22 protein-coding genes are annotated in these 26,852 nt (G+C 71.0%); 3 read left to right on the top strand and 19 right to left on the bottom strand.

Annotated features, from left to right (window positions below; genetic code table 11):
* Nucleotides 1–83: 83 nt before the first annotated feature.
* The 9 genes from PROPJV5_RS00505 to mihF form a co-directional block, all read right to left on the bottom strand.
* Nucleotides 84–1,415 (bottom strand): C1 family peptidase, encoded by a 1,332-nt coding sequence (locus tag PROPJV5_RS00505; protein ID WP_239018333.1) that lies wholly within the window; start codon nt 1,413–1,415, stop codon nt 84–86.
* Nucleotides 1,416–1,490: 75 nt separating this feature from the next.
* Nucleotides 1,491–2,156, bottom strand: coding sequence for a ribulose-phosphate 3-epimerase (gene rpe, locus PROPJV5_RS00500; protein ID WP_119714397.1), 666 nt, complete (start codon nt 2,154–2,156; stop codon nt 1,491–1,493).
* Between the two features lie 28 nt (nt 2,157–2,184).
* Nucleotides 2,185–3,621 carry an RsmB/NOP family class I SAM-dependent RNA methyltransferase gene (locus PROPJV5_RS00495; RefSeq protein ID WP_119714396.1) on the bottom strand — a complete coding sequence of 479 codons (1,437 nt, stop codon included), beginning with the start codon at nt 3,619–3,621 and terminating at the stop codon, nt 2,185–2,187.
* Nucleotides 3,618–4,589 (bottom strand): methionyl-tRNA formyltransferase, encoded by a 972-nt coding sequence (fmt, locus tag PROPJV5_RS00490; RefSeq protein ID WP_119714395.1) that lies wholly within the window; start codon nt 4,587–4,589, stop codon nt 3,618–3,620. Before fmt ends, PROPJV5_RS00495 begins: the two co-directional genes overlap by 4 nt.
* A 58-nt stretch (nt 4,590–4,647) precedes the next feature.
* Complete coding sequence (locus PROPJV5_RS00485; RefSeq protein WP_182858501.1) at nt 4,648–6,684, bottom strand: primosomal protein N'; 2,037 nt, start codon at nt 6,682–6,684, stop codon at nt 4,648–4,650.
* 69 nt (nt 6,685–6,753) lie between these two features.
* Nucleotides 6,754–7,944, bottom strand: coding sequence for a methionine adenosyltransferase (gene metK, locus PROPJV5_RS00480; protein ID WP_119714394.1), 1,191 nt, complete (start codon nt 7,942–7,944; stop codon nt 6,754–6,756).
* Between the two features lie 115 nt (nt 7,945–8,059).
* The gene (rpoZ, locus tag PROPJV5_RS00475; protein WP_119714393.1) at nt 8,060–8,425 is read right to left on the bottom strand and encodes a DNA-directed RNA polymerase subunit omega; all 366 of its coding nucleotides are present in this window, start codon (nt 8,423–8,425) and stop codon (nt 8,060–8,062) included.
* A gap of 124 nt (nt 8,426–8,549) precedes the next feature.
* Nucleotides 8,550–9,167, bottom strand: coding sequence for a guanylate kinase (gene gmk, locus PROPJV5_RS00470; RefSeq protein ID WP_119714392.1), 618 nt, complete (start codon nt 9,165–9,167; stop codon nt 8,550–8,552).
* A 3-nt stretch (nt 9,168–9,170) separates the two neighbouring features.
* Entirely contained in the window at nt 9,171–9,482 is a 312-nt protein-coding gene (gene mihF, locus PROPJV5_RS00465; protein WP_119714391.1) for an integration host factor, actinobacterial type, read from the bottom strand.
* A 308-nt stretch (nt 9,483–9,790) separates the two neighbouring features.
* Here mihF and PROPJV5_RS00460 point away from each other — a divergent pair, with 308 nt between their 5' ends.
* The 3 genes from PROPJV5_RS00460 to PROPJV5_RS00450 are packed head-to-tail and all read left to right on the top strand — an operon-like array spanning nt 9,791 to nt 15,518.
* Nucleotides 9,791–12,553: an MMPL family transporter gene (locus PROPJV5_RS00460; protein WP_119714390.1), complete on the top strand. Its 2,763-nt coding sequence runs from the start codon at nt 9,791–9,793 to the stop codon at nt 12,551–12,553.
* A complete protein-coding gene (locus PROPJV5_RS00455; protein ID WP_119714389.1) occupies nt 12,550–14,793 on the top strand; it encodes a YhgE/Pip domain-containing protein in 2,244 nt (747 codons plus the stop codon). The genes PROPJV5_RS00460 and PROPJV5_RS00455 overlap by 4 nt, the downstream gene beginning before the upstream one ends.
* The gene (locus tag PROPJV5_RS00450) at nt 14,793–15,518 is read left to right on the top strand and encodes a TetR/AcrR family transcriptional regulator (protein ID WP_182858500.1); all 726 of its coding nucleotides are present in this window, start codon (nt 14,793–14,795) and stop codon (nt 15,516–15,518) included. Before PROPJV5_RS00455 ends, PROPJV5_RS00450 begins: the two co-directional genes overlap by 1 nt.
* Here PROPJV5_RS00450 and pyrF read toward each other — a convergent pair.
* From pyrF to aroC, 10 genes are all read right to left on the bottom strand, one after another.
* Nucleotides 15,510–16,343 (bottom strand): orotidine-5'-phosphate decarboxylase, encoded by an 834-nt coding sequence (gene pyrF / locus PROPJV5_RS00445; RefSeq protein ID WP_338047460.1) that lies wholly within the window; start codon nt 16,341–16,343, stop codon nt 15,510–15,512. The two genes, PROPJV5_RS00450 and pyrF, sit on opposite strands and share 9 nt — an antisense overlap.
* Nucleotides 16,316–17,416, bottom strand: coding sequence for a quinone-dependent dihydroorotate dehydrogenase (locus PROPJV5_RS00440; RefSeq protein ID WP_119714387.1), 1,101 nt, complete (start codon nt 17,414–17,416; stop codon nt 16,316–16,318). Before PROPJV5_RS00440 ends, pyrF begins: the two co-directional genes overlap by 28 nt.
* 57 nt (nt 17,417–17,473) lie before the next feature.
* On the bottom strand, nt 17,474–20,800 hold the full coding sequence (gene carB / locus PROPJV5_RS00435; protein WP_119714386.1) for a carbamoyl-phosphate synthase large subunit: 3,327 nt from the start codon (nt 20,798–20,800) through the stop codon (nt 17,474–17,476).
* Entirely contained in the window at nt 20,800–21,954 is a 1,155-nt protein-coding gene (carA, locus tag PROPJV5_RS00430; protein WP_119714385.1) for a glutamine-hydrolyzing carbamoyl-phosphate synthase small subunit, read from the bottom strand. Before carA ends, carB begins: the two co-directional genes overlap by 1 nt.
* Nucleotides 21,955–22,080: 126 nt before the next feature.
* Nucleotides 22,081–22,587 (bottom strand): transcription antitermination factor NusB, encoded by a 507-nt coding sequence (gene nusB / locus PROPJV5_RS00425; RefSeq protein ID WP_119714384.1) that lies wholly within the window; start codon nt 22,585–22,587, stop codon nt 22,081–22,083.
* Complete coding sequence (gene efp, locus PROPJV5_RS00420; RefSeq protein ID WP_119714383.1) at nt 22,587–23,150, bottom strand: elongation factor P; 564 nt, start codon at nt 23,148–23,150, stop codon at nt 22,587–22,589. The genes nusB and efp overlap by 1 nt, the downstream gene beginning before the upstream one ends.
* 123 nt (nt 23,151–23,273) lie before the next feature.
* Entirely contained in the window at nt 23,274–23,969 is a 696-nt protein-coding gene (locus PROPJV5_RS00415; RefSeq protein ID WP_119714382.1) for an FMN-binding negative transcriptional regulator, read from the bottom strand.
* Between the two features lie 10 nt (nt 23,970–23,979).
* Nucleotides 23,980–25,065, bottom strand: coding sequence for a 3-dehydroquinate synthase (aroB, locus tag PROPJV5_RS00410; RefSeq protein WP_119714381.1), 1,086 nt, complete (start codon nt 25,063–25,065; stop codon nt 23,980–23,982).
* A gap of 2 nt (nt 25,066–25,067) precedes the next feature.
* Nucleotides 25,068–25,616: a shikimate kinase gene (locus PROPJV5_RS00405; RefSeq protein ID WP_119714380.1), complete on the bottom strand. Its 549-nt coding sequence runs from the start codon at nt 25,614–25,616 to the stop codon at nt 25,068–25,070.
* On the bottom strand, nt 25,616–26,812 hold the full coding sequence (gene aroC / locus PROPJV5_RS00400) for a chorismate synthase (RefSeq protein WP_119714379.1): 1,197 nt from the start codon (nt 26,810–26,812) through the stop codon (nt 25,616–25,618). The genes PROPJV5_RS00405 and aroC overlap by 1 nt, the downstream gene beginning before the upstream one ends.
* Nucleotides 26,813–26,852 lie beyond the last annotated feature (40 nt).

Raw genomic sequence — 26,852 nt, 5'->3', positions numbered from 1 at the left:
CCCGTGTCCGTGAGGCTGCCGGGTTCGATGACGCCTGAGCCCGGGGCGCGCGCTCCGGGTCCCGGCGTCATCGAGGGCCCCGGTCAGGCCAGGGCGCCCATCGGGTCCCACAGCGGCAGGACGACCGGCTCGGTGTCGAGGACGGCCGCCAGCTCGGCCGGCAGCAGCCGGCGGGGCACGGCGACCTCGTAGACGTACTCGGCGAACCAGGAGTCATTCATCGTCCAGAAGCCCTTGTCGGCCGCCTCGTCGCCCCACGAGTTCTCGACGCGCCAGCGGCGCGGGACACCGTCGAGCAGGTCGACGCCGGTGAGCACCATGGCGTGCGTCATGGCGGACTGGCCGCTCACCATGCGTTCGGCCTTCGTTGTCGACATGTCGATGCCGTAGACGGCCTCGTAGTCGTGCAGCCGGGCGTCCCAGATGCCCCGCTCGCGGTCGGACTGCGGGACCGTGTCGCAGCCGAACCAGACCGGCTGGCCGTCGCGGATGATCTCGGCGGCGAGCCGCTTGATGACGTCGATCTCGACGTTGAGGTAGCGCACCGGGCGCCCGCCGACGACGTTCCCGAGGTGGTCGACGGTGAGCATGCGGTTGTAGCCGCTGCTCGGGCGCGGGTCGTTGACCAGGCAGACGTAGTCGTTGACGTCAACGGCGAGCACCTGGGCGGCGAACCGGGTCGGGGTGAGTTCGCCGCCGCGCACGAAGTTCTTGTCCTTGTCGCGGTACTGCCAGATGAAGCGGGTCGGCGGGGTGCCCAGGTGGATGCACAGCACGCGGTGGACCTGCTCGAGGATCTCCAGGCGGGCCTGCTCGCCGCTGCCCCGGGCGACGGCCTCGCGGATGACGAGGGCGCCTCGGCGCAGGATCATCTCGAGTTGGGCATTCATCGAGCGAGTGTTCGAGCTGGAGAAGGTCTCGGGCATCGCGTACTTGGGGACGACGCCGTACTTGGTGACGAGGGAGACGAACATGTCCCACTGGCCGCCGTCGCCGATCGGGTCGGCGAGCAGCTGGTGGACGGTGCGGTCGTCGAGATCGCGGCCGGCCAGTTCGATCATCGAGGTGCAGAACCAGTTGGCCTTCTCGAGCTTGTCCCAGAAGTGCAGGTACGCCTGGCTGAACTCGAAGTCCGGTTCGAGGTTGAGCCGGTCGATGACGCCGCTGCGCAGCAGGTTGAGGCCGCTGAACAGCCAGCAGCGGCCGGACTTCTTCTGGTTGGCGGCGTGCCAGGTGTCCACCCGGTTCGAGACGCTGGGGTCGATCGAGGCGACGACCGACCGGTCGAGGCTGATCGTGTCGATGTCGGTGGTGGCGACGGCGTTCTGGGCCACGCGGGCCGCCGGGTCGGCGGCGAACCGCCCGGTCAGCGCCGCGATGGTGTCGGGATCGATGGCTGTTTTCGGTGTGCTCACCGCACCAGGATATCCCGGCGGGTTGAGAACGGTTCGCAACCCCGTTGGTGGTAGCCGCAGCCGGGACGCCGGGATTCAGTGGGAGCAGGCAGCGGTGGCCTGCTCGCGCAGCTGGCGCACCATCTGGTCGGGGTCGTCGGCGCGGAAGACGGCGGTGCCGGCGACGAAGACGTCGGCGCCGGCCTCGGCGCAGCGGCTGATCGTCTCGACGCTGACCCCGCCGTCCACCTGGATCCAGATGTCCTGGCCGGTGGCGGCGACGAGCCGGCGGGTGCGCCTGATCTTGGGCAGCACGAGGTCGAGGAACTTCTGGCCGCCGAAGCCCGGTTCGACGGTCATGAGCAGCACCTGGTCGAGTTCGCCGAGCATGTCGGCGTAGGGCTCGATCGGGGTGGCCGGTTTGAGGGCCATGGAGGCGCGGGCGCCGAGCCGGCGCAGCTCGCGGGCCAGCCGGATCGGCGCGCCGGAGGCCTCGACGTGAAAGGTGACGGACTCGCAGCCGATCTCGGCGAACTGCGGCGCGTAGCTGTCGGGGTTGTCGACCATGAGGTGAATGTCCATGGGCAGCGTGGTGCGCCGGCGCAGGGCCTCGACGACCGGCAGGCCGAAGGTCATGTTCGGCACGAAGTGGTTGTCCATGATGTCGACGTGCACGGCGTCGCTGCTGGGGATCTTCTCGAGGGTGCCGGCGAGGTCGGACAGGTCGGCGTTGAGCACGCTGGGCGTGATGCGCATGGTCACGGTGCAAGTCTATGCCCAAGGGGTCCGCTCATCGCTTGCGCAGCAGTGCCAGGAACATCGCATCGGTGCCGTGCCGGTGGGGCCACAGCTGGACGAAGCGCGGGTCGGTGGCCGCGGCGGCGTTCGGCACCTCGGGGATGAGGGCCGGGGCGTCGAGCAGGTCGACCCGGTCGAGCACGCCGGCGACGACGTCTGCGGTCTCGGCGCGGTGCGGCGAGCAGGTGACGTAGGCCACCAGGCCGCCGGAGGACACCGAGCCGAGGGCGACGTCGAGCAGGTCCTGCTGCAGCGGGACGAGTTCGTCGAGGTCGTCCGGGTGGCGGCGCCACCGCGACTCGGGACGGCGGCGCAGGGCGCCCAGGCCGGAGCAGGGCACGTCGGCCAGGACCATCTGGAACCCGGCCTCGTCCCAGGCCGGTTCGCCGCCGTCGGCGACGATCACCTGGTGGCCGCGCCGGTCGTAGCGGCGCAGGGCGAGGCTCACGAGGCGGGCGCGGTGCGGCTGGGCCTCGTTCGCGACGAGGAAGGCGCCTCGTTCGGCGGCCAGGCCGCGCAGCAGGGCGCTCTTGCCGCCGGGGCCCGCGCACAGGTCGAGCCAGCGGGGCCCGTTCAGCTGCTCGGCGCGGCTCAGCGCCAGGCAGACGAGCTGGCTGCCCTCGTCCTGCACGCCGGCGCGGCCGGAGCGCACGGCCTCGACCTCGGCCGGGTCGCCGCCGCGGCGGGCGCCCCAGGGCGACCAGCGGGTGGGGGTCGCGCCGGCGGCGAGCAGTTCGTCGCGCTCGCACAGGCCGGGTCGCACGACGAGCGTCGGTTCGGGGGCCTCGTTGTCGGCGGCCAGGGCGGGTTCGAGTTCGTCGGGGCCGAGCAGTTCGGCGTAGGCGTCAATGATCCACTGCGGGTGCCCGGTGCGCAGCGCGCGCTCACGGGCCGGGTCGTCGCCGGCGATGAGCGTGCACCACTGCTCGAAGGGGCGGGCGACGATGCGGCGCATGATGGCGTTGGTGATGCCGGTGGCGCGCTCCCCCACCACGTGGGCGGCGAGGTCGACGCTTGTGTCGACGGCGGCCCGGTCGGGTACGCGCATGGCCAGCCCCTGGTGGGCGCCGAGTCTCAGCACGTCGACGAGGTCGGGTTCGAGGTCGCCGAGCCTGCGGCCGGAGGCGTGCTCGATGATGGCGTCGTAGCTGCCGGCCATGCGGCAGGTGCCGAAGACGAGTTCGGTGACGAAGGCGGCGTCGCGGCCGGTGATCCGCTGCTCGGCCAGGACACGGCTGCAGGCCAGGTTGGCGTAGGCGCCGGACCGGTCGATGTCGCGCAGCGCCTCCAGCGCGGTGCGGCGCGGCCGGTCGAGGGGACGCCTGGTGCCGCCGCGGGACCGGTTCGGGCGGCGTTGCCCGCGGCCTGCGGAGGGCCGCGGGGGGTTGCGCGGGAACTCCTCGCGGCGGGGCCGGTTCTGCCCGCTCACCGCCGGTCCTGCCCGTCGTCGGCCGCATCGTCGAAGCGGGCACCCGGGGCGGGTCGGGTGCCCCTGGCCCAGTCCGCCCCGCTCATGGCCTTCTTGCCGAAGCCCTGGACGCGGACGAGTTCGAGCACGCCGTCGCCGGTGCCCGCCCACAGGTGCCGGGGGTCGGCCTCGATCCGGCCCGGGCCGAGGTCGCCGGGGTGCGGGCCCGGGGCCGCCGGATCGTCGACGCGGGCCGCCAGCACCTTGAACCGGCGGCCCTCGAACAGGGTCCAGGCGCCGGGGTGCGGGCTGGTGCCCCGGATGACCCGCACCAGCTGCTCGGCCGGCGCGGACCAGTCCAGGCGGGCGTCGCCGACCTCGACCTTGGGGGCCAGCGTGACGGCCTCGTCGTCCTGCTCGACGGCGGGCAGCCCGGCCTCGATGTCGGCCATGGTGTCGACGAGCACGTCGGCGCCGATGCGGGCCAGCCGGTCGAGCAGTTCGCCGGCGGTCTCGTCGTCGGCGACGGGCACGCGCAGTTGGCGGTGGACGGGGCCGGCGTCGAGTTCCGGGACGAGTCTGAAGGTGGTGACCCCGGTGACGGTGTCACCGTTCATGAGGGCCCGCTGGACGGGGGCGGCGCCGCGCCAGGCGGGCAGCAGCGAGAAGTGCAGGTTCACCCAGCCGTGTTCGGGGATCGCCAGGACGTTTTCGGGCACGAGCGCGCCGTAGGCGACGACCGCGCAGACGTCGGGCGCGAGCCGGCTGAGACGCTCGACGAACTCCGCGTCGCGCGGGTGCGCGGGCTTGAGCACCTCGATGCCCAGCTCCTGGGCCGCGACGGCCACCGGGGACGGGGTGAGTCTCTTGCCCCGCCCGGCCGACGCGTCCGGCCGGGTGAGGACCGCCACGACGTCGTGCCCGGACCCGGCCAGTGCCCGCAGGCTCGGGACCGCCGCCTCGGGGGTCCCGGCGAAGACGATGCGCATGGAGTGCTCCTTCACGTTGCTGCCCGCCACAGCCTACTGCCGCGGACCGGCTCGCCTCTCAGGACAGCTCGACCGGGTCGATGCGCACCCGCACCGCCCCGGGCTCCTTCCGCGCGCTGCGCACCGCGAGGGCCTTCTTCGCGGCCCCGGCCAGCGCCCCGCCCGCCGCCCGTGGGGCCCGCACGAGCAGGCGCCAGAGCCGGTCGGCTCCCGGCTCGTCGGGCGGCAGTTCGACCCGGCCGAGAACCTCGGCCTGTTCCGGCCAGTCGGCGAGCCGGGCGAAGCCGGTGACGACGCCCTCGGCTCCCTCGACGGCGCACAGGGCGACGGCCGGGGGGAACCCGGCCTCGGCGCGCTGGGCCAGCTCGCGGGCGGCGAAGCCCGCCGGGTCGAGCCTGACGAGGGCCTGCACCGAGGCGTCCCAGGCCGGGCCGACGAGGCACACCGAGCCGCCCTCGGACGCCGGGCGGACGAGGGCGACGGCGGCGAGCCAGCGGCGCAGCGCCTCCTCGCCAGCCCGCAGGTCGGCGCGGTCCAGCAGCAGCGCGGCGTCGAGCAGGACGGCGGCGGCGTACCCGGCCGACGCGACCGGTTCGGCGCCCGGGGTGGCGACGACCAGGGCGGGCGTGTCCCCGACGCTCTCGCGCGGGGTCTGGCCCGAGCTGTCGACGAGCAAGACCCCCGGGAACGCCCTGCCCAGTTCCTCGGCGGTGCGCCGCGAACCCACCATCGGGGCCCTCAGCCGGGACGAGCCGCACCGGGGGCACTGCCAGGACGTCATGACCCGCCCGCACCAGCGGCACGAGAGTCTGCGGCCGCCGTCGGGCATGCGGTCGGCCCGTACCGGGCCGTTGCAGGTACGGCACCTGACCGGGGCTCGGCAGTCCCCGCAGGACAGCGCCTCCAGGTAGCCCGAACGTGGCACCTGGACGAGGACCGGGCCCGAGGCCAGGCCGGCCCTGATCGTCTCGAACGCGCGTCTCGGGACGCGCACGGCGCTCGCCAGCGGGTCCCGCCGCAGCGCCTCGTCGGAGTCGGCGGCCACCCGCACCAGCGCGCAGCCGTGCCGGACGAGGCCCGGCGGGCAGGCGAGGGCGGCCAGCCAGCCGGACTCGACCCAGCGCTCGACCTCGCTGGACCGCGCGTGGGAGGCCAGGAGCAGGGCGCAGGGCTGGATGGAGGCGCGCAGGGCGGCGACGTCGCGGGCGTGCGGGTAGGGGGCGCGGGGCTCGGCGTGCAGATCGTCGCCGTCGTCCCACAGGCAGATGAGCCCCAGGTCGTGCAGGGGGGCGTAGGCGGCGCCCCGCGTACCCACGAGGACCCGGGCCACGCCCCGGCTGGCCGCCAGGTAGTTGCGGTAGCGGGCGGCCGGGCCGAGCTCGGAGTGCAGCTCGGCGACGCAGCCCTCGCCGAGGCTTCCGGTGAGGGCGTCCCGCACCCGCCGCACGTCGCGCACGTCGGGCACGAGGACGAGGGCGCTGTGCCCGCCCTCGAGGGCGGCCGCGCAGGCCTGGACGAAGCCACGGCGCCAGTCGACGGCGCCCGAGCCGTCGGTGACGAACCGCGGCGGCACCTGCCAGTGCGCCCGCAGGTGCCGGCCCTGGCGCAGGCCGGTGAGGAACCGGTCGCCGCCGGGCGCCTGGTCGAGCGCCCCGGCCGGGATGCTCGACAGGTCCGGCCGGGGCCAGGGGTGCTGCTCGGCGGACTCGGTCGCCGCGTGGCGGGGCGGCACGGCCAGCCGCATGACGTCGGCGAAGGTGCCGGCGTAGTGGTCGGCGACGGCCCGGATGAGCCTGACCTGGTGGGCGTCAAGCACGGGTTCGGCGGAGACCACCTTCGACAGGGGCGTGAGTTTGTCGACCTCGGAGTCGCAGGGCAGCTCGACGATGAACCCGTCGACGGCGCGCCCGGCGAAACGCGCCCTGACGCGGGCGCCGACCACTGCCTCATCGGCCATGGCCTCGGGCACCGAGTAGTCGAAGAAACGGTCGAGGTGGGGCAGGTGGACGTCGAGGGCGACGCGCGCGATGCGGCGCGACGGCACCGGATCCGGGGCTGACGCCGGTGCCGCGATGAGCGCGTCGGTGGTCGTCATGGTGCCGATCCTAGAAGGGGCAGCCGACGTTTTCACCGGCCCGGGCAGGCCGGCCGGCAGGCCCGGCGATCAGCCGCGGACGGCCGCGGCGAGGGCGTCGGCCCGGTCGGTGCGCTCCCAGGTCGCCTCGGGGATCTCGCGGCCGAAGTGGCCGTTGTTGGTGAACCGCGAGTAGACCGGGCGCAGCAGGTCGAGGGTGCCGATGATCGCTCTGGGACGCAGGTCGAAGACCTGCTGGACGGCCTCGACGAGCTGGGCGTCCGGGACGGCGCCGGTTCCGAAGGAGTCGACGTGGAGGCTGGTCGGGTGGGCGCGTCCGATGGCGTAGCTCACCTGCACCTCGCAGCGTGCGGCCAGGCCCGCCGCGACGATGTTCTTGGCGACCCAGCGCAGGGCGTAGGCGGCCGAGCGGTCCACCTTGGAGGGATCCTTGCCGCTGAAGGCCCCGCCGCCGTGACGGGCCATCCCGCCATAGGTGTCGACGATGATCTTGCGGCCGGTGACCCCGGCGTCGCCCTGGGGGCCGCCGATGACGAAGCGCCCCGACGGGTTGACGAGCACCTGCACGGCGTCGGAGGCGACCTCGTACTCGGCGAGCACGGGGTCGATGACCTCGCGGCGGATCTCGGGGGCCAGCACCGAGTCGAGGTCGATCCCCTCGGCGTGCTGGGTCGAGACGACGATGTTCGTGACGGCCGCTGGGGTGATGCCGTCGTAGTCGATGGTGACCTGGGTCTTGCCGTCCGGGCCGAGGTGGTCCAGGACGCCGTCGCGGCGGACGGCCGAGAGCCGCTCGGACAGGCGGTGGGCCATGTGGATCGGCATCGGCATCAGTTCGGGCGTCTCGGTGCAGGCGTAGCCGAACATGAGCCCCTGGTCGCCGGCGCCCTGCTGGTCAGCCTCGTCGACGGCCGCGCCGGAGCGCACCTCCCAGGAGTTCGCGACGCCTCCGGCGATGTCGGGCGACTGGTTGTTGAGGGCGACCATGACACCGCACGTGGCGCCGTCCAGGCCCTTGTCGAAGGAGTCGTAGCCGATGTCGAGCATGCGCGCGCGGGCCACATTGGCGATGTCGACGTAGGACTCGGTGGTGGCCTCGCCCGCGACGATGGCGACGCCGTTGCTGATGAGGACCTCGATGGCGGTGTGCGAGGTGGGGTCCTGCGTCATCATGTCGTCGACGACCGCATCGGCGATCGCGTCGGCGACCTTGTCGGGGTGGCCTTCGGTGACCGACTCCGAGGTGAACAACCTGCTCATGGGTGCTGTCTGCTTTCCGCCCGACGAAGAGTCGGGCACGGCGCCGCGGCAGCCGTCCGGGCGCTGGGTCGGGGGCCGGTCACGCAGCGGGTGCTGAACGTCCCGGCCGACTGGTTCAGGCCAGGTCGATCCCCGGGTCGGTCAGGGCGTCGAGGTCGGCCAGCGGATCGCCGAAGTCGAACTCCGGGTCCTTGGCCGCCTCGGCACGGGCCGCCGCCTCGGCCGCCGGGTCGATCTCCGTGTACTCGAGGACACCGGCGTCGATCTCGCGCATGGCGATGGACAGCGGTTTCTCCTGAGGGCCGGTGTCGACGAGCGGCCCGACGTTCTCGAGCAGGCCCTCACCGAGCTGGGAGTAGTAGGCGTTGATCTGACGCGCGCGCTTTGCGGCGACGAGCACGAGACGGTACTTCGAGTCGACGTGCTCAAGCAGGTCGTCAACGGACGGTCCGATCGAGCCCTCAGGCGTCATGCTGGTCAAAATGCAATCCTCGTCTCATCCCTCGTGGGGAGGTCTGTGTCGTGACGGGCGCTCGTGCGCCCCTGTGCCTCGCGGCCCGGGTGGGGCGGGACCCGCGAGAAGGAATCCATTGCGAGCCCAGAACTCACAATCGCATCAACTCTACCAGCTTGTGCACAGTCGGATCGAGTTCGCCGTTGACGATGATCTCGTCGAACTCGGAGGTGGCCTCGAGCTCGCGCGCGGCGGTCTGCAGTCGACGCGCCTGCTGCTCACTGGTCTCCGTGCCGCGGGTCTGCAGGCGGCGCACGAGTTCGTCCCAGCTCGGGGGCGCGAGGAAGATGTGGGTGGCCTGCGGGTAGGTGGTGCGCACCTGGCGGGCGCCCTGCAGGTCGATCTCGAGGATGACGGTCTTTCCGGCCGCGACGGCCTCCTCGACCGGGCGCCGGGGCGTGCCGTAGCGGTGCATCCCGTGGACGACGGCCCACTCGAGGAGCCCGTCGTCGGCGATCATCCGGTCGAACTCGTCATCGGTGACGAACCAGTAGGCGACGCCGTTGCCCTCGCCGGGGCGCGGGGGCCGCGTCGTCGCCGAGACGGATACGAAGATCTCCGGGTAGAGCACCTTCAGCCTGTTGCAGACGGTGCCCTTCCCCACGGCGGTGGGCCCGGAGAGGACGAAGACACCCGGCTTCGAGGAGCCGATGCGGCCGCCCTGGGTTTCTGGGGTGGTGCCGCGGGCGGCCGATCGCGTCTCGCCCATGAGTCAGTGGAACTCCTTCTTGAGCCCTGCCACCTGGTGGCGTCCCAGACCGCGCAGACGACGGTTGGGTGCGATGTCGAAGCGTTCCATGATGGCGGCGGCACGCTTCTCGCCGACGCGCGGAAGTGCCTTGAGCAGGTCGACGACCTTGACGTGCGCGAGCACGTCGTCCTTGGCGGCCTCGTCGAGCGCCTGACTCAGGGTCAGCTCACCCCTGCGCACCTTGTCCTTGAAGTCCGCGCGGGCACGGCGGGCCTTCGTCGCAGCCGAACGGGCGGATTGGAGCTGTTCAGGTGAAAGAGTCGGAATAGCCATGGATCCTCTCCCCAATCAAGACATGCCGGTGACCCTGTTGTCCGGCCTTGGGAACAAGGTACCGCCAATCGGCCCGTTCCCGCCCTTTCATGCCTAGTTATTCGCCAATTTCTGGGCTATTTCTCATGAAAACGGGCCTCCGCGACCCCTGAGCGCCGCTCTCAGGGTCATTCCTGATGATCCCCTGAGGCTCATCCCAGCAGTCCCGCCCCAGGACACGCACAGTCCGGAGTTGACTCTGAGCACTTGAGCATAAATGATGGTTTCATCAGTTTCGATATTGTCATCATCCTTGAGGGGTTCACGTCATGTCCTCCCGCCTGTACCGCCTCGGCCGTGCCGCCTTCAGACGACGCAGGGCCGTCGTCCTCGTCTGGCTGCTGATCCTCGTCACCGGGTTCGCCCTCATGGGCGCACTGTCGAAGGGCACGGACGACACGGTGCGCATCCCCGGCGCGTCCTCGCAGAGCGCGCTGGACACGCTGGACCGGGTCTTCCCGCAGGTCTCGGGGGCCTCCGGGAAGATCGTGGTGGTCGTACCCGACCGGGTCTCGGTGCGTTCGCAGCCGGTACAAGACGCGATCGGTGAAGCCGTCGACGAGATCGACGCGCTCGACCAGGTGGCGACGGTCGCCTCACCGTTCTCCCCGCTCGTGAACGGCGCCATCTCCGCCGATGACACGGCGGCGATCATCACCATCCAGTTCGACGGGCAGCGCAACACCATCACGCCTGCGACGCTGGACGCGGTCCGGCAGTCGGCCGCCGACCTGCAGTCCAGGCTCGGCGCCGGCGCCCAGGTGGACGTCGGGGGTACCGCTTTCGACAACGTGATCCCGACCATCTCCGTGGTCGAGGCCATCGGCGTCGTCCTGGCCCTGATCTTCCTCACCATCTTCCTGCGCAATGTCCTGGCCGCCTTCGTGCCGATCGTCATGGCACTGGTCGGCGTGGCGGTCACCGAGTCCCTCGTCTACGCCGCCACCGGGTTCATGACCATCATGAGCACCACCGTGCTGTTGTCGGTGATGATCGGACTGGCGGTCGGCATCGACTACTCGCTGTTCATCATCTCCCGCTACCGAGACAACCTCGCCCAGCGGCTCGAACCGGAGGAGGCGGCGGCCCGCTCCATCGCGACGGCCGGCACGGCGGTGGTCTTCGCCGGGGTGACCGTGATCATCGCGCTGGTGGGCCTGTTCGTGGCACGCATCCCCTTCCTGACGATCATGGGCGTCGCCTCGGCGTTCGGCGTCGGCACGGCGGTGTGCGTGGCCACGACGCTGCTCCCGGCCACCCTGGGGTTCTTCGGAGCCCGGATCACACCGCGGACGCGGCGCCGTCGCGACGGCAGCGACTCCTTCTTCGGCCACTGGGTGAGGCTCGTCACGGCGCGTCCGCTCATCACCATCGTCCTCGTCGTCGCCGCCGTGACCGTTCTCGCGCTGCCGGCCAGGGGCCTGCGACTGTCGCTGCCGATGGAGAGCGCCGCCAAGCCGGGCAGCGAGGTGCGCACCACCTACGACACGATCAGCGAGAAGTTCGGGCCCGGCTACAACGGCCCGCTCATCGTCGTGGTGAACGTCCTCGACAGCACCGACCCCGTCCAGGGCATGACCGATCTCGGCGACGACCTGGCCACGATCGACGGGGTCGCCCGCATCGCCATGGACACCCCGAACGAGGCCGGCACCTATGGCATCGTCCAGGTCATCCCCACAGGCTCCCCCGACTCGGCGGCGACGGCCGACCTCGTGCAGGCGCTGCGCGCCCAAGGGCCGGCCATGGCCGAGAAGTACGACTTCCGGGACTTCGCGGTGACCGGCATCACCGCCGTCGCCGTCGACGTCTCGGCGAAACTGACACGCGCCCTGCTGCCCTACGGCGTCTTCGTCGTGGGCCTGTCACTGGTCCTGCTCGTCATGGTCTTCGGCTCGGTCGCGGTGCCGATCAAGGCGACCGTCGGCTACCTGCTGTCGATCCTGGCGTCCTTCGGCGTGACGACGAGCATCTTCGTCGACGGGCACCTGGCCGGGCTGCTCGGCGCCGACTTCACGGGCTCGCTGATCTGCTTCCTGCCGATCATCGTCATGGGCGTCCTGTTCGGCCTGGCCATGGACTACGAGGTCTTCCTCGTCTCGCGCACCGCCGAGGAGTACGCGCACAGCGGTGACCCCGTGCAGGCCATCCACGAGGGCTTCTGCAAGGCGGCCCCGGTGGTCACCACCGCCGCCCTCATCATGCTGAGCGTCTTCGCCATGTTCATTCCCGAGGGCAGCTCCGGCATCATCAAGCCGATCGCCACGGCCCTGACGGTGGGGGTCTTCGTCGACGCCTTCTGCGTGCGCATGACCCTGGTGCCCGCCGTTCTCAAGCTGCTCGGCCACCGCGCCTGGTCGATGCCCGAGCGGCTTGCCAGGGTGCTCCCCCACTTCGACGTCGAGGGCGCCGCACTGTCCCGGCAGCTCTCGCTCGAGGGCTGGCCGGCCGACAGCAGCGAGGCCGTGGCCGCGCGAGGGATGACCGTCCGCGACCGCGACGGCAGGGCACTCACCCGTCCGATCGACCTCGACCTGTACCCCGGTCAGGTGGTCGTCCTCACCGGGCCGGAGGGCTCGGGCAAGTCCGAGCTGCTGCTCGGGCTCACGGGCCGCCTGACCGGCTTCGACGGTGACGCCCGCGTCGCCGGCTACCTGCTGCCCGAGCGCAACGCCGCCGTCCGCGCCCGCAGCGTGCTCACCTCGGGCCGCGGGGACGTCATCGCCGTCCTCGCCGAGGGCCTGCACCGCCATGCGGTACTGGCCGCGGTCGACGACGCGGACGCCGTCATCGGTGCGAACCGCACGGCCGAGGTCAAGGATCTCATCGGCGAGCTGGCGGCGAGCGGAACCTGCGTCCTGCTGACGGGCACGAACCCCGGCGCCGTGGCCCACGTCCTGCCCGGCGGCATCGCGCCCGTCGCGATCCCGATGACCCCGCCCGTCCCGGCGCGACTCGGCGCGGGCCATCACCAGGGGACGGACGAACCGTCCGCCCCGCTCAGCACCATTCTCGAGGAGGCCTCCCGATGAGGGAACGAACGATCGGACATCTGCGCGGACGCACCTCCTGGCGCACCTGGGCGGCGATGCTGTGCGTGCCGGCCCTGCTCATGGGTCTGCTCGTACTCGCCTTCCACGACCCCGACTCCGAGATGGGCCAGGTGCGGGCCGCGGTCGTCAACGACGACACACCGGTCACGATCGACGGGCAGACCCGTCCGATGGGGCGCCAGCTGGTCAAGGAACTCGTCAACTCGAACAACGACGACTACGACTGGGTGCTCACCACGGCCGGTGACGCCGCCGATGGGCTGAGGAACGGCGAGTACACGGTGGCCGTCGAGATTCCTTCGGACTTCTCGGCCAAGGCCACCTCGGTCGCGGGCGATGATGCCGGTGCCGCCAGCCAGGCCTCGGTGACGATCACCACGGCCGAGGACTCCCCGCTGCTCGACGCCCGGGTCGGCACCGCCCTCGCCGAGGCCGCCGAACGCTCACTGGGCCAGCAGATCACCCAGACCTACGTCGACACCGTTCTGACGAGCATGGGAACCCTGCACGACAACCTGGCGACAGCCTCCGACGGCGCCGACACCCTCGCCGAGTCGATCGGGACCGCCGATGACGGCGCGGCCCAGCTGGCCACCGGTGCGGACACCCTCGCCACCGGAACGGACACGCTGGCATCGGGCCAGCGCAGCCTCGCCGCGGGGCTGTCCGAGTTGAAGACCCAGACCGCCGACCTGCCAACCCAGACCCAGGCACTCGCCGACGGCGCCACCCAGCTCGCCACCGGCGCGCACCAGGTGTCCGACGGCACGACGAGCGTCGCCGACGGCGCCACCCAGCTGGCCGGAGCCACCCAGACGATCGGCGACGGCGCGGACACGCTGTCCGCCAGCGCCTCGCAACTGTCCGACGCCCTGGCGAACGCCCAGTCGCAGACCGCCGACCTGCCCACTCGGACCCAGGCGCTCGCCGATGGTGCGAACAGCGTGAGCGCCGGTGTCGACGCCCTGGCGACCCAGCTCCAACAGCTGTCCGGCGCCTGCGCGCAGAGCGCCGAGGCCTGCCAGGCGGCCTCTGCCGGTCTGGGTGAGTTGAGCACGCAGCTGGGTGCGCTCCAGCAGGGCGCCTCCCAGGTCGCCGCCGGGGCATCGACACTCAACGACAACGCCGCCGACCTGTCGGCTGGCATCGGCGCGGCGGCCGCCGGGGCCGGTCAGATCTCCGACGGTGCGGCCTCACTCGCCACTGGCGCCCACGAGGCCGCGACCGGAGCGAACGACCTGGCCACCGGGGCGACCAACCTGCGGTCCGGGGCCCAGCAGGTGGCCTCCGGTGCGGACGACCTGTCCAGCGCCACGGGTTCCCTGGCCTCGTCGGCCCCGACGCTCACCGAGGCGATCGCCTCGGCATCGAGCGGCGCCGACCAACTCGTCACCGGCACCGAGTCGGCCGCCGACGGGGCGCACGACCTGGCCGATGGCGCCACGACCCTGCACGAGGGCACGACCCGTCTCAAGGATGGTTCGGGCACCCTCGCGAGCGGCCTGCGCAGCGCAGCCGGCCAGGTACCGAGCTACACCGCTGACCAGCGTGACCAGATCTCCCAGGTCGTCACCACTCCCCTGGTCTCCGCGACCAGCGGCCTGGGCTCCTACGCCCGTTCGGCCGTCGCCCTGTTCGGCGTCCTCGCCCTGTGGGTGGCAGCCATCGCGTTCAGCGTGAACAGCCCGGCGATCACCCGGACCGCCTTCGCGTCGAATCTGCCCACCTGGCAGCTGGCACTGCGCTCGCTCGGACCGACGTTGCTGTTCTCGGCGGGGTGCGCCCTGGTCGTCAGCACCATCGCGACGGTCGCGCTGCGTCCCGGGGCAGGAGCCTTCTTCACGGTTCTGGCGGCGGCCTTCCTCATCGAACTCGTCTTCCTCGCGATCAACCAGGCCCTCGGTTCGATCCACCGCATCGGCGGCCGCGTCGTGGCGCTGGCCGTACTCGTCCTGGCCGTCGTCGGTGGGGTCTGGTCGGCGCAGCCGGCCTGGCTCCAGTCGGTCGCATCGTTCCTGCCGACCGACCCCGCAGTGGCTCTCATCCGGGTCATGGCGGTACCCACGAGCGCGGGGCTGGTCTCGGCACTGGCCGCACTGATCGCATGGTGGGCCGCGGCGCTGGTCGTGCTCATCGCGTTGACCGGCAGGGCCCGCACGACGACTCTTCTACCGGACCGGTTCACCGCCCGGAACGGTGGTGCGGGACAATGGGTGTGATGAACATCGCCAGGGCAGCCGAGGGCGTCGGCCGCGTGGGCCGCCACGGCCGACGCAGGGCGGCGACTCGCGCCGCCCTCATCCAGGCCGCCCAGCAGCTGATCGCCGAAGGCCGCACCGACGTCTCGATCGCAACGATCACGGAACGCGCGGACGTCGGCTTCGGCTCGTTCTACAACCACTTCGCGACGAAGGAGCAGTTGTTCTCGGAGGCCTTCGCCGAGGCGATGGATGGTTTCAGTCTGAGTCTCGGCAGGCTGATCGAGGACGTCGCCGACACGGCCCGGGCGGTCTCGATCGGTTTCCGCATCATCGGCCGCGTCGCGCAGATCGCTCCTGGGTTCGCCTCGCTCGTCACCCAGTCCGGCGTGGCGACGCTGCAGTTCGGCGGCTCGCTCCACCAGGCCTCGGTGGACCTCATCGAGAGGGGAATCAGAGCGGGCCGGTTCAGCCTTCCGAACGCCGACGTCGCCTATTCGGCGATCGGCGGTGCGCTGCTGGGAGTGGTCTCCTATCTCCTGTCCGAATCCGACGAGGACATGGGCGCCCAGATCGACGCCCTGGCGGTCGGGGCCCTGCGCCTGCTCGGCCTCGCCGACGAGGAGGCCCGGCTCATCGCTCACGAGGAGCTCCCCGAGTTCGTCCCCGACGAGTCCTTGGCAGCGCTGGCCGAACGGTTGAAGCAGCCCGGACCGGCGCAGGCCGAACCCGAGGGCTCAGCGTAGGACCGTGGCGGCCGCCGCCTCACGGAGCGCCGAGGCGTCCGGGCCGGCTCGCAGGACGCCGCGGGATGTGCTGGGCAGGACACGGCCGACGGCGTCGCCGAAAATGGCGGCCAGACCCTCCACGGTGCCGCCCTGGGCGCCGATACCCGGTGCCAGGACCCAGCCGGTGAAACCGGTCAGGTCGACACCTGCGTCCTCGTGGGTGGCGCCGATGACCAGGCCCACGTCGTCGAGCCCGGTCGCGGTGTTCTCGGCCTGGGCGGCGTCGAGCACCTGTTGAGCGATGGTGCGTCCGGCTGACGTGGCGAGCTGGACGGCGGCGCCCTCCGGATTGCTCGTCCGACACAGGACGAACAGGCCCCGGCCGCTCTCGTGCGCCAGATCGATGGCGGGCCGCAGCGCCTCGAAACCGAGGTAGGGGCTGACGGTGATCGCATCGGCGGCCATTGGTGCGCCCTCGGACAGATGGGCACGGGCGTAGGCGCCCATGGTCGAGCCGATGTCGCCGCGTTTGACGTCGAGGATCGAGAGCGCACCGGTCTGGGCGATGTCCGCCAGGACGCGCTGCAGGGCCGCGACACCGGCGGGGCCGAAGACCTCGAAGAAGGCGCTCTGCGGTTTGAAGACTGCCACCTGGTCCGCGAGGGCCGCGACGGTCTCGCGGGCCATCCGTTCGATTCCCGATGCGTCGTAGGCCAGCCCCCAGTCGGCGACGAGCTGTTCGTGCGGGTCGAGGCCGACGCACAGGCGCCCCCGTTCGGCCGTCACGGCACCCAGGCGAGCGCTGAACGACCCGGTCATCGTGCGGCCCTGTCCGGTCGGCACAGCCTGTTGATGCCCATGACGAGGGCCGGGCCCTCGAAGATGAAACCCGTGTAGACCTGCACGAGCACGGCTCCCGCGTCGAACATGGCCTGCGCATCGGCCGGGGACATGATGCCGCCGACACCCATGACCGGAAGCTCGGTGTGCCGGGTGATCCAGCGCACCCGCTCCAGCGCCATGGCGGTGAGGGGCCTTCCCGACAGGCCGCCGGCCTGGCTCGCAAGATGCTGGTCGGCCGGGGCCAGGTGCTCGCGGCCGACGGTGGTGTTCGTGGCGATGATGCCGCTGACCCCGGCGTTCTCGCAGGCCATGAGGATGTCATCGACCTGGCCGGCGGACAGGTCGGGGGCCATCTTCACGAAGACCGGTACCGGAGCGGCCGGGTCGAGTTCGCGGGCGCGGGCGACGAGGGCGCCGGTCAGTTCCTCGATCCGGCGCTGGTCCTGCAGGCTGCGCAGGCCCGGGGTGTTCGGGCTGGAGACGTTGATGGCGACATAGTCGGCGTACGGCGCCAGGGTCTCGAGGCTGAACAGGTAATCGGGCACGGCCTCGGCGAGCGGGGTCTTCTTCGTCTTGCCGATGGAGACACCGATCGGCGCGCCCAGGCGGTTGTTGCCGCGTCTGACGCCGGCGTTGTCGAGCTTGGCGGCCATGGCCTCCGCGCCGTTGTTGTTGAAACCCATCCGGTTGATGATCGCCTCCGACCGGATCAACCGGAACAGGCGGGGACGGGGATTGCCGGGCTGGGCGTGGCGGGTGACGGTGCCGAGTTCGGCGAAACCGAAGCCGAGCGGCCCCCACACGCTGGCGGCCACCGCGTCCTTGTCGAGACCGGCGGCGACCCCCACCCGGCCCGGGAAATGGATGCCGGCGACGTCCACCGGGTCGCGTCCGGTCCCGATGAGACGTTCGATGACGCCCAGCAGCGACTCGGGGAGGTGACCCATTGCGGAGATGAGCTGGCCATGGATCTTCTCCGGGTCCCCGCCGTGCATGCGGAACAGCACGGGGCGTACGACGCCCCTGTAGCCCTGGCGGACGGCTCGCACGGACAGCTCGTCGACACTCGGCATGGCCTCTCCTCGTCCTCGTCGGCCGCCCGCGCGGTGGGGCCGCCTGGATTGATTGTGTCAGTGCGCCCGGGCGGAGGCGAAGTGCTCGTCCATGTCGGCGCCCCAGGCCTGCAGGGAGCGCACCTGGATGTCCCCGCTGCGCGCGGCCTGGATCGCCTGAACGGCGGACTCGAGTGCCTGGACGGTGGTGATGGAGGGCACGCCGTGCCCGATCGCCGCAGTACGGATCTCGTAGCCGTCGCCACGCGGCCTGCCACCACGGGTCTCGCCGGTGGGCGTGTTGAAGATCAGCGCGATCCGGTCGTCCTCGATGAGGTCGACGATGGTCGGCTCACCATCGGGACCTCGGCCCTCGGTGTACTTGCGCACCGTGGTCACGTCGATGTCGTGCATCATGAGCACGCTCGCGGTGCCCGCCGTGGCGAGGATCCTGAAACCCATCTGGGACAGCTCCTTGACGGGCAGGACGATGTGTCGCTTGTCGCGGTTGGCGGCCGAGACGAACACGGTTCCGCCGGTGGGCAACGAACCGTAGACGGCGTCCTGCGCCTTGGCGAAGGCCACCCCGAAACTGCGGTCGATGCCCATGACCTCGCCCGTGGAGCGCATCTCGGGTCCGAGCAGGGTGTCGACGCTGCGGCCCTGCTCGGTGAGGAACCGGCTGAAGGGCATGACGGCCTCCTTGACCGCGATGGGCATGCCGGGCCAGCGGGCGGCTCCGTCGTCGACCGGGCGCAGCAGGCCGGATGCCCGCAGCTCGGCGATCGAGGAGCCGAGCATGATGAGGGTCGCGGCCTTGGCCAGCTGGGTGTTGGTGACCTTCGAGACGAACGGGACCGTGCGCGAGGCCCGCGGATTGGCCTCGATGACGTACAGCGTGTCGGCCGACAGGGCGTACTGGATGTTGATGAGGCCGCGCACGCCGACTCCCCTCGCGATGGCCTCGGTGCTGGTCCGGATGTGTTCGAGAACGGCGTCGCCGAGGGTGGCCGGCGGCAGGGAGCAGGCCGAGTCACCGGAGTGGATGCCGGCCTCCTCGATGTGCTCCATGATGCCGCCGACGTACAGCTCGGTGCCGTCGTAGAGCGCATCGACGTCGATCTCGATGGCGTCGTCGAGGAAGCGGTCGACGAGCACCGGTGAGTCCGGGCCGACGAGCGCAGAGTTCTCGATGTACGAGGCCAGTGAGGGCTCGTCGTAGACGATCTCCATGCCGCGCCCGCCGAGCACGTAGCTGGGACGCACGAGCACCGGGTAGCCGATGCCCTCGGCGACGGCCTTGGCCTGCTCGAAACTGGTCGCCATGCCGTACTTGGGCGCGGGCAGGCCCGCGTCGTCGAGCACCTTCTCGAAGGCCTCGCGGTCCTCGGCGAGGAAGATCGCCTCCGGCGTGGTGCCGACGATCTGGACACCGGCGTCCTTGAGTCGCTGGCTCAGCCGCAGCGGGGTCTGCCCGCCGAGCTGGACGATGACGCCGGCGACGGGGCCGGCCTGGCACTCGGCGTGGTAGATCTCCAGCACGTCCTCAAGCGTCAGCGGCTCGAAGTACAGGCGGTCGGAGGTGTCGTAGTCGGTGGAGACGGTCTCGGGATTGCAGTTGATCATGATCGACTCGTAGCCGCTGGCGCTGAGCACCTGGGCGGCGTGGACGCAGGAGTAGTCGAACTCGATCCCCTGCCCGATGCGGTTGGGCCCGGAGCCGAGGATGAGCACGGCGGGCCTCTCGCGCGCGGCGACCTCGGTCTCCTCGTCGTAGCTCGAGTAGTGGTAGGGGGTGCGGGCCTCGAACTCGGCGGCGCAGGTGTCGACCGTCTTGAAGACCGGGCGGACGCCCAGCTCCCACCGCCTGGCGCGCACGTCCGCCTCGTCGACGCCGCGCAGGACCGCGAGCTGCTTGTCGGAGATGCCGTGCCGCTTGGCCTTGCGCAGCAGGCGTTCGTCGAGTTCGTCCGCGTCCCGCACCTGCTCGCCGATCTCGTGGACGAGGGCCAGCTGGTCGAGGAACCAGGGATCGATGTCGGTGGCCTCGGCGATCTGCTCGACGGTGGCCCCGGCCCGCAGCGCCTCGCCGATCTCCAGGATGCGGCTGTCATGGGGGCGGGCCAGGGACGTCAGGATCGCGTCGACGTCACCGTCGAAGGAGTCCGAAAGCCAGAAGCCCGAGCCCTGCTCGGTGGAGCGCAGGGCCTTGCCGAGGGCCTCGGTGAAGTTGCGGCCGATCCCCATGACCTCACCGACCGACTTCATGTGGGTGGTCAGGGTGGAGTCGGCGTAGGGGAACTTCTCGAAGGCGAAGCGCGGCACCTTGACGATGACGTAGTCGAGCGTGGGCTCGAAACTCGCCGGCGTCTGCCGGGTGATGTCGTTGGGGATCTCGTCGAGCGTGTAGCCGACGGCCAGTTTGGCGGCGATCTTGGCGATCGGGAAACCAGTGGCCTTCGAGGCCAGCGCCGAGGACCGCGAGACGCGCGGGTTCATCTCGATGACCACCAGGCGCCCGTCCTCGGGGTTGATCGCGAACTGGATGTTGCAGCCACCGGTGTCGACGCCGACGGCCCGGATGATCTCGATACCGACGTCGCGCATGCGCTGGTACTCCCGATCGGTCAGCGTCATCGCGGGGGCGACCGTGATCGAGTCGCCGGTGTGGACACCCATCGGGTCGAAGTTCTCGATGGAGCACACGACGACGACGTTGTCCGTCTTGTCGCGCATGACCTCGAGCTCGAGCTCCTTCCAGCCGAGCACCGACTCCTCGACCAGGACCTCGGTGGCGGGGCTCGCGTCGAGACCGATGGTGGCCATCGCGACGAGTTCGTCGTGGTCGTGCGCGAAACCGGAGCCGACGCCGCCCATCGTGTAGCTGGGGCGCAGGACGAGCGGGTACCCGAGGTCCTCGGCCGCGGCCTCGATCTCGGCGAGGGAGTGGCAGATGTGGGAACGGGCGACCTCGGCGTCACCGACGTCGAGCCCCTGGACGACGCGTTTGAACTGCTCCCGGTCCTCGCCGCGCTGGATCGCCTCGACACTGGCGCCGATGATTTCGACGCCGTAGCGTGCGAGCACGCCGGACTCGTGCAGCGCGACGGCGGTGTTGAGGGCGGTCTGCCCGCCGAGGGTCGCCAGCAGGGCGTCGGGGCGTTCGGCGGCGATCACCTTCTCCACGAACTCCGGGGTGATCGGTTCGATGTAGGTGGCATCGGCGAACTCGGGGTCGGTCATGATCGTGGCCGGGTTGGAGTTGACCAGGATGACCCGGTAGCCCTCGTCGCGCAGGACGCGGCAGGCCTGGGTGCCGGAGTAGTCGAACTCGGCGGCCTGGCCGATGACGATGGGGCCGGAGCCGATGACGAGAATGGATGAGATGTCGGTGCGCTTGGGCATCAGGCCTGCTCCCCCGCCTTGGTCGTGCTGGTGTTGTCGGCCATCATCGCGACGAACTCGTCGAAGAGATAGGCGGCGTCGTGCGGGCCCGCCGCGGCCTCTGGGTGGTACTGCACTGAGAAGGCGGCGAGCCGGCCGTCGCGGGTCAGCCGCAGCCCCTCGACGACGTCATCGTTGAGGCAGACGTGTGAGACCTCGACCCGCCCGTAGGGCGTGTCGACGGGGCGGTCGGTCGGTGCATCGACGGCGAAGCCGTGGTTGTGAGCGGTGATCCCGATCCGGCCCGAGGCCCGGTCGAGGACGGGCTGGTTGATGCCGCGGTGGCCGTACTTGAGTTTGTAGGTGTCGAACCCGAGCGCCCGGCCGAGCACCTGGTTGCCCATGCAGATGCCGAACAGCGGTATCCCGGCGGCCAGCGCCCGGCGGCACAGGGCGGCGGCGTTCTCGGCGGTGGACGGGTCGCCCGGGCCGTTGGACAGGAACAGGCCGTCCGGGGCGAGGGCCTCCACCTGCTCCCAGCTGATGGAGGCGGGCAGGACGTGCACCTCGATGCCGCGCTCGGCCAGTTGATGCGGGGTCATGGACTTGATGCCCAGGTCGAGGGCTGCCACGGTGAACTTCCTGGCGCCCTGGGCCGCAATGACGTAGGGCTCGGCGGTGGTGACGTACCCGATGAGGTCGGCGCCGGCCATCGGGGGGACACGACGGACCCTGGCGAGCAGGGCGTCGGCGTCGGTGCTGACCGAGCTGATGCCCACGCGCATGGCGCCGCGGTCACGCAGGTGACGGGTCAGCGCGCGCGTGTCGATGCCGCTGATGCCGACGACCCCCTGCGCAACGAGTTCCGCGTCGAGGCTGCGTTTGCTGCGCCAGTTCGAGGGCACCCGGGACGGGTCGCGCACGACGTAGCCCGCGACCCAGATACGACTGGACTCGTCGTCCTCGTCGTTCCAGCCGGTGTTGCCGATGTGGGGCGCCGTGGCCACGACCACCTGGCCGTAGTAGCTCGGATCGGTGAGGGTCTCCTGGTAGCCGGACATGCCGGTGGAGAACACCGCCTCGCCGAATGTCTCACCGATGGCCCCGAATGCCTGGCCGCGGAAGACACGGCCGTCCTCGAGAACCAGGATCGCGTCTTGTTCGTGCGCGCTCATGACCATCCTTCCCTGCCCTGAGCAGCCTGCGAGTGCCAGACCGCGGCAGATCCCTGAGGAACGATATCAGCGCCCGCATCGGTGGTCGGTCAGGACCGGTACCCGCGAGATGAATCACCGGGCGGTTCACTGCCGGCGAGCGGGCCGGGTTTCCAGCGCCTTGTTCAGCACGCCGTTGAGGAAGGCGACGGATTCGTCGCTGCTCAGCTCGTCGGCGAGCCCGAGGGCCTCGCTGATGGCCACCTTCGGTGCGATGTCGGTGAAGTCGAGCTCCCACATGGCGATACGGGCCAGGTTGCGATCGACCCGGGGCATGCGCTCCAGCGTCCAGTCACCGCTCATGCACTCGGCGATGCGCTGATCGATCTGGGAGGCATGGTCCCAGTAGCCGTGCAGGATCGCCGCCGCGTACTCGCGCACGTCCGGTTCGCCCTGCTGGGCCCTTCGCCGCAGGACCGCGTCGACCGACTCATCGCGCAGCTCGGCCTGAAACAGGACGTCGAGCGCCTGCTTGCGGGCCTTCGTCCGCGTGGAGTGCCGGGCGCCCTCATAGTTGGTGCTGGCCACCTTCACCGCGCCTGGCACCGGGGGGTGCTCCCCCGGTGCCAACGCGATGATCTCCTCGTCGGTCATCAGCCCTGGGCTCGGCCGAGATAGGAGCCGTCGGCAGTGCTGACCTTGATGCGCTCGCCGTTGTCGATGAACAGCGGTACCTGCACCTGCTTGCCGGTCTCGATGGTGGCGGGCTTGCTGCCGCCTGTGGAGCGGTCGCCCTGCAGGCCCGGCTCGGTGTAGGTCACCTCGACCTCGATGGAGGCCGGCAGGTCGATGTACAGCGGGTTGCCCTCGTTGGTGGCGACGGTGACGGTCATGCCCTCGAGCAGGTACTCCTTGTCGTCGCCGATGATGTCGTCGGCGACGACGAGCTGCTCGTAGGTGTCGGTGTCCATGAAGACGTAGCCGCTGGTGTCGCTGTACAGGTACTGCATGTCCCGGCGGTCGACCTGGGCCATCTCGATCTTGGTGTCGGCCGGGAAGGTGCGGTCCACGACCTTGCCGTTCAGCACATTCTTGATCTTGGTGCGCACGACGGTGTTGCCCTTGCCCGGTTTGTGGTGCTGGAACCACAGAACCTGCCAGAGCTGACCGTCGAGGTTCAGCACGGTGCCGTTCTTGATGTCATTGGTCGTAGCCACTGGTGAAAGCCTTTCTGCAGTTGTCAGCGGGCCACGGCGGCGCACGGCCCGCTGCCGGGGCAGGAGGGCCCGCCGCCTGGCACCGGCGACCGGTCGGGCGGCTCGCGGCCGCAGTCAGCCATCCTAGCCGATGGTTCGCCCCGGCCTCCTCGTGGTGCGTGCCCGCTCGGCGGCCCGCTCGCGGGCCAGGGCGTGGTCGCGGGAGGGGCCGCGCAGGTATGCGACGGCCTCGGGTGACGGGCGCCGGTAGCGGGGCTCCTCGGCCTGGCCGCGGCGCGCCTCGAGCGCGTCGGCCAGGGCGTCGATGTCACGGCTGGGGCGATTCTGACTCATCTTGGCCTTGCCGGTGATCGACTCGATGCGCAGTTCGACACCGACGATCGCGGCGGTCATGCCCCGGAGCCGTTCGGGGCTCATCTCGTCGATGCTCCACTCGGTGGGCTGGGCGCCGACCAATTCGTCGAGCGAGGCGATGATCCACTCCGGGTCCTCGTGGGCGACGAGGGTTCCGCGCACGTGCATGGTGATGTAGTTCCAGGTGGGCACCTGCCCGGGCTCCGCGTGATCGGCCGGGTCGATGTAGTCGTCCGGGCCGTGCAGGATGACCATCGCGGGGCCCTCGTCGCGCCACTGCGGGTTGACACGCGCCACGTGGGTGCGCAGGGCCCCGTGCTCGCCGACCGCCGGGTTCAGGCTCCAGGGCAGGAAGGTGGCGTCGAGGCCATCCGGCCCGTTCGTGACCAGATCGCCGGCACCGACGCGCTGCAGGAGGGCTCCCAGCTGGGCGGCGTCGAAGGAGAAGTGCTCGGGAACGTACACGGTGCGGCCCTCAACCGGTCAGGGCGTCCCAGGCCTCGAGCAGCGCCTGCTCGGGCGGGTCGACGATCATCGTGACGTCACCGGGTGCACGCAGCCCGACGAAACGCAGGGTACTGCCGCGTGTCTTCTTGTCGCGGGCCATGAGTGCGCGGGCCCGTTCCCAGCCGATGCCCCGGTAGCTCGTGGGCAGGCCGACGAGTTCGAGCATGCGACGGTGCCGGTCCACGTGCTCGGCCGCCAGGCCGATGGTGCGGTGGGCGAGCTCGGCGGCGAAGATCATGCCGAGCCCCACGCACTCGCCGTGGCGGCGGGTGAAGTGCTCGCCGGCCTCGATGGCGTGGCCCAGCGTGTGGCCGTAGTTGAGTTGCTCGCGTCCCACGTCGTCGCCCACCGACATGGATTCGCGCAGGTCCGCGCTCACGACACGAGCCTTGACCTGCACCGACCGGGTGATGAGTTCGGTGAGGAGGGGGCTGGTCGGGTCGAGGGCCTCGGACGGGGAGGCCGCGATGAGATCGAGGGTGCGTCCATCGGCGATGAAACCGTGCTTGATGACCTCGCCGAGTCCGGCGCGCAACTCGCCGACCGGCAGGGTGCCGAGCAGGCCGGTGTCCGCCAGGACGGCCGAGGGCTCCCAGAACGCGCCGATGAGGTTCTTCCCCTCGGGCAGGTCTGCGCCGGTCTTGCCGCCGATGCCCGCGTCGACCATGGCCAGGACCGTGGTTGGTGCGCTCACCCATCTGATGCCGCGCATCCAGGTGGCGGCGATGAAACCGGCCAGGTCCGTGGTCGCTCCCCCGCCGATGCCGACGATGAGGTCGCCGCGGGTGAAGCCCGCGACGGCGAGTGCGCTCCAGGTGTCGGCGAGCACCCGGGGGGTCTTGGCGCTCTCGCCCTCGGGAAGCTCGATGAGGACCGGTTCGGCTCCGGCGGCCCGCACGGTGTCGGCGGCCCGCTGGGCGGCTCCGGACAGCGGCGGGGCGTGCAGGACGCCGACCTTCGTGGCGGCGCCGAGATACCGGCCCAGCTGGTCGAGGACGCCGGGGCCGATGACGGCTTGGTAGGGCTTCTCGGTGGCGAACTCGACGACGCTCATGTTCAGTCCTCCCCTTCCAGGTCCTGGCCCCACCCGAGTGCGGCGGCCAGTTCTGTGGCGACCCGGCCTGGATGCTTCCGGTCGGTGTCGATGCGGATGGTCGCGACCTGACGGTACAGGGGGTCCCGTCCGGCCTTGAGACGGCGCAGGGTGCCGGCGATATCGCTGCCGGCCATGAGGGGACGGTGCGTCGAACTCCCGATGCGCTCCACGCCCTGGCCGACCGATTGCGTGAGCCAGACGACGTCGCGTCCGGCGAGTGCGGCACGGATCGCCTCGTTCGTCACCGCTCCCCCGCCGAGTGCGATGACGCCAGGACGGGACAGCAGCTCGATGACCGTGGCCGTCTCGATGGCGCGGAAACCGGCCTCGCCGTCCGTCGCGAAGATCTCGCTGATCGAACGGCCCTGCTGCTCTTCGAGACAGTCGTCCGCATCGAAGAAATCCAGCCCGTATTTCCTGGCGAGTAGAGCTCCGACGGTGCTCTTGCCGACACCGGGCAGACCGACCAGGACGACCTGGCGGCCCCGCGGCGGCCGTGCCGTACTCATCACCGGGGCACCGACAGGCCCCTGCCCGCCAGGTCCGCGAGATAGGACTGGTAGTTGCGCCGGCACTCGCCGAGCGAGTCACCGCCGAACTTCTCCAGGCAGGCGTCGGCGAGCGTCAGGGCGACCATGGCCTCGGCGACGACCCCGGCCGCCGGGACCGCGCAGACGTCCGAGCGCTGGTGGTGGGCGGCGGCCGCCTCGCCGGTGCGGACATCGATGGTGCGCAGGGCGCGCGGAACGGTGGCGATCGGTTTCATGGCGGCCCGCACGCGCAGCACCTCGCCGGTCGTCATACCGGCCTCGGTGCCACCGGAATGGCCGGTGGCCCGCCGGATCCCGCCCGGCCCGCGGACGATCTCGTCGTGGGCCCTGGAGCCGCGCAGCCGGGCCAGCTCGAAGCCGTCGCCGACCTCGACACCCTTGATGGCCTGGATGCCCATGAGCGCCAGCGCGAGCCTGGCGTCCAGCCGGGTGTCGCCCTCGCGCATCGCGCCCAACCCGGGTGGGCAGCCCCAGGCGAGCACCTCGACGACGCCACCGAGCGTGTCGCCGTCCTTGCGGCAGTCCTCGATCTCGGCCTGCATCGCCGACGATGCCTGCGGGTCGAAGCAGCGCACCGGGTCGGCGTCTATGAGTTCGAGATCGGCCATGCGCGGTGGTTCGTCGATCCGGGCGGCGATCCCGCCGAGCTCGACGACATGGCTCAGGACGGTGATGCCGAAGCCCTGGGCGAGGAAGTTCTTGGCCACCTGGCCGATGGCGACGCGGGCCGCGGTCTCGCGGGCGCTGGCGCGTTCGAGCAGCGGGCGGGCCTCGTCCCAGTCGTACTTCTGCATGCCCGCCAGATCGGCGTGACCGGGGCGCGGGCGGGTGAGCGGCTCGTTGCGGGCGAGGCCCTCGAGCTCGGACGGGTCGACCTCGTCCGGGTTCATCACGGTCCGCCACTTGGGCCATTCGGTGTTGCCGATGATGATCGAGACCGGCGAGCCCAGGGTCTCGCCGTGGCGCAGGCCGGCGACCATCGTCACCTCGTCCGCCTCGAAGCTCATGCGCGCGCCACGGCCCGCCCCCAGCCGACGGCGGGCCAGTGCCCGGCGGATGTCGGTGGAACTGACACGGACGTGGGCGGGGACGCCGTCAAGGGTGGCGACGAGCGCCTGACCATGGGACTCCCCGGCGGTGAGATAGCGCAGCATGAGGTCAAGTATCCCAGCCGATCCGGGGTCTGGGCGGGAT

The sequence above is a fragment of the Propionibacterium ruminifibrarum genome (genome assembly GCF_900289195.1).
Lineage (GTDB): Bacteria > Actinomycetota > Actinomycetes > Propionibacteriales > Propionibacteriaceae > Propionibacterium > Propionibacterium ruminifibrarum.
The sequence above is the reverse complement of the archived record's forward strand: the minus strand, read 5'-3'. Positions and strand labels throughout refer to the sequence as shown.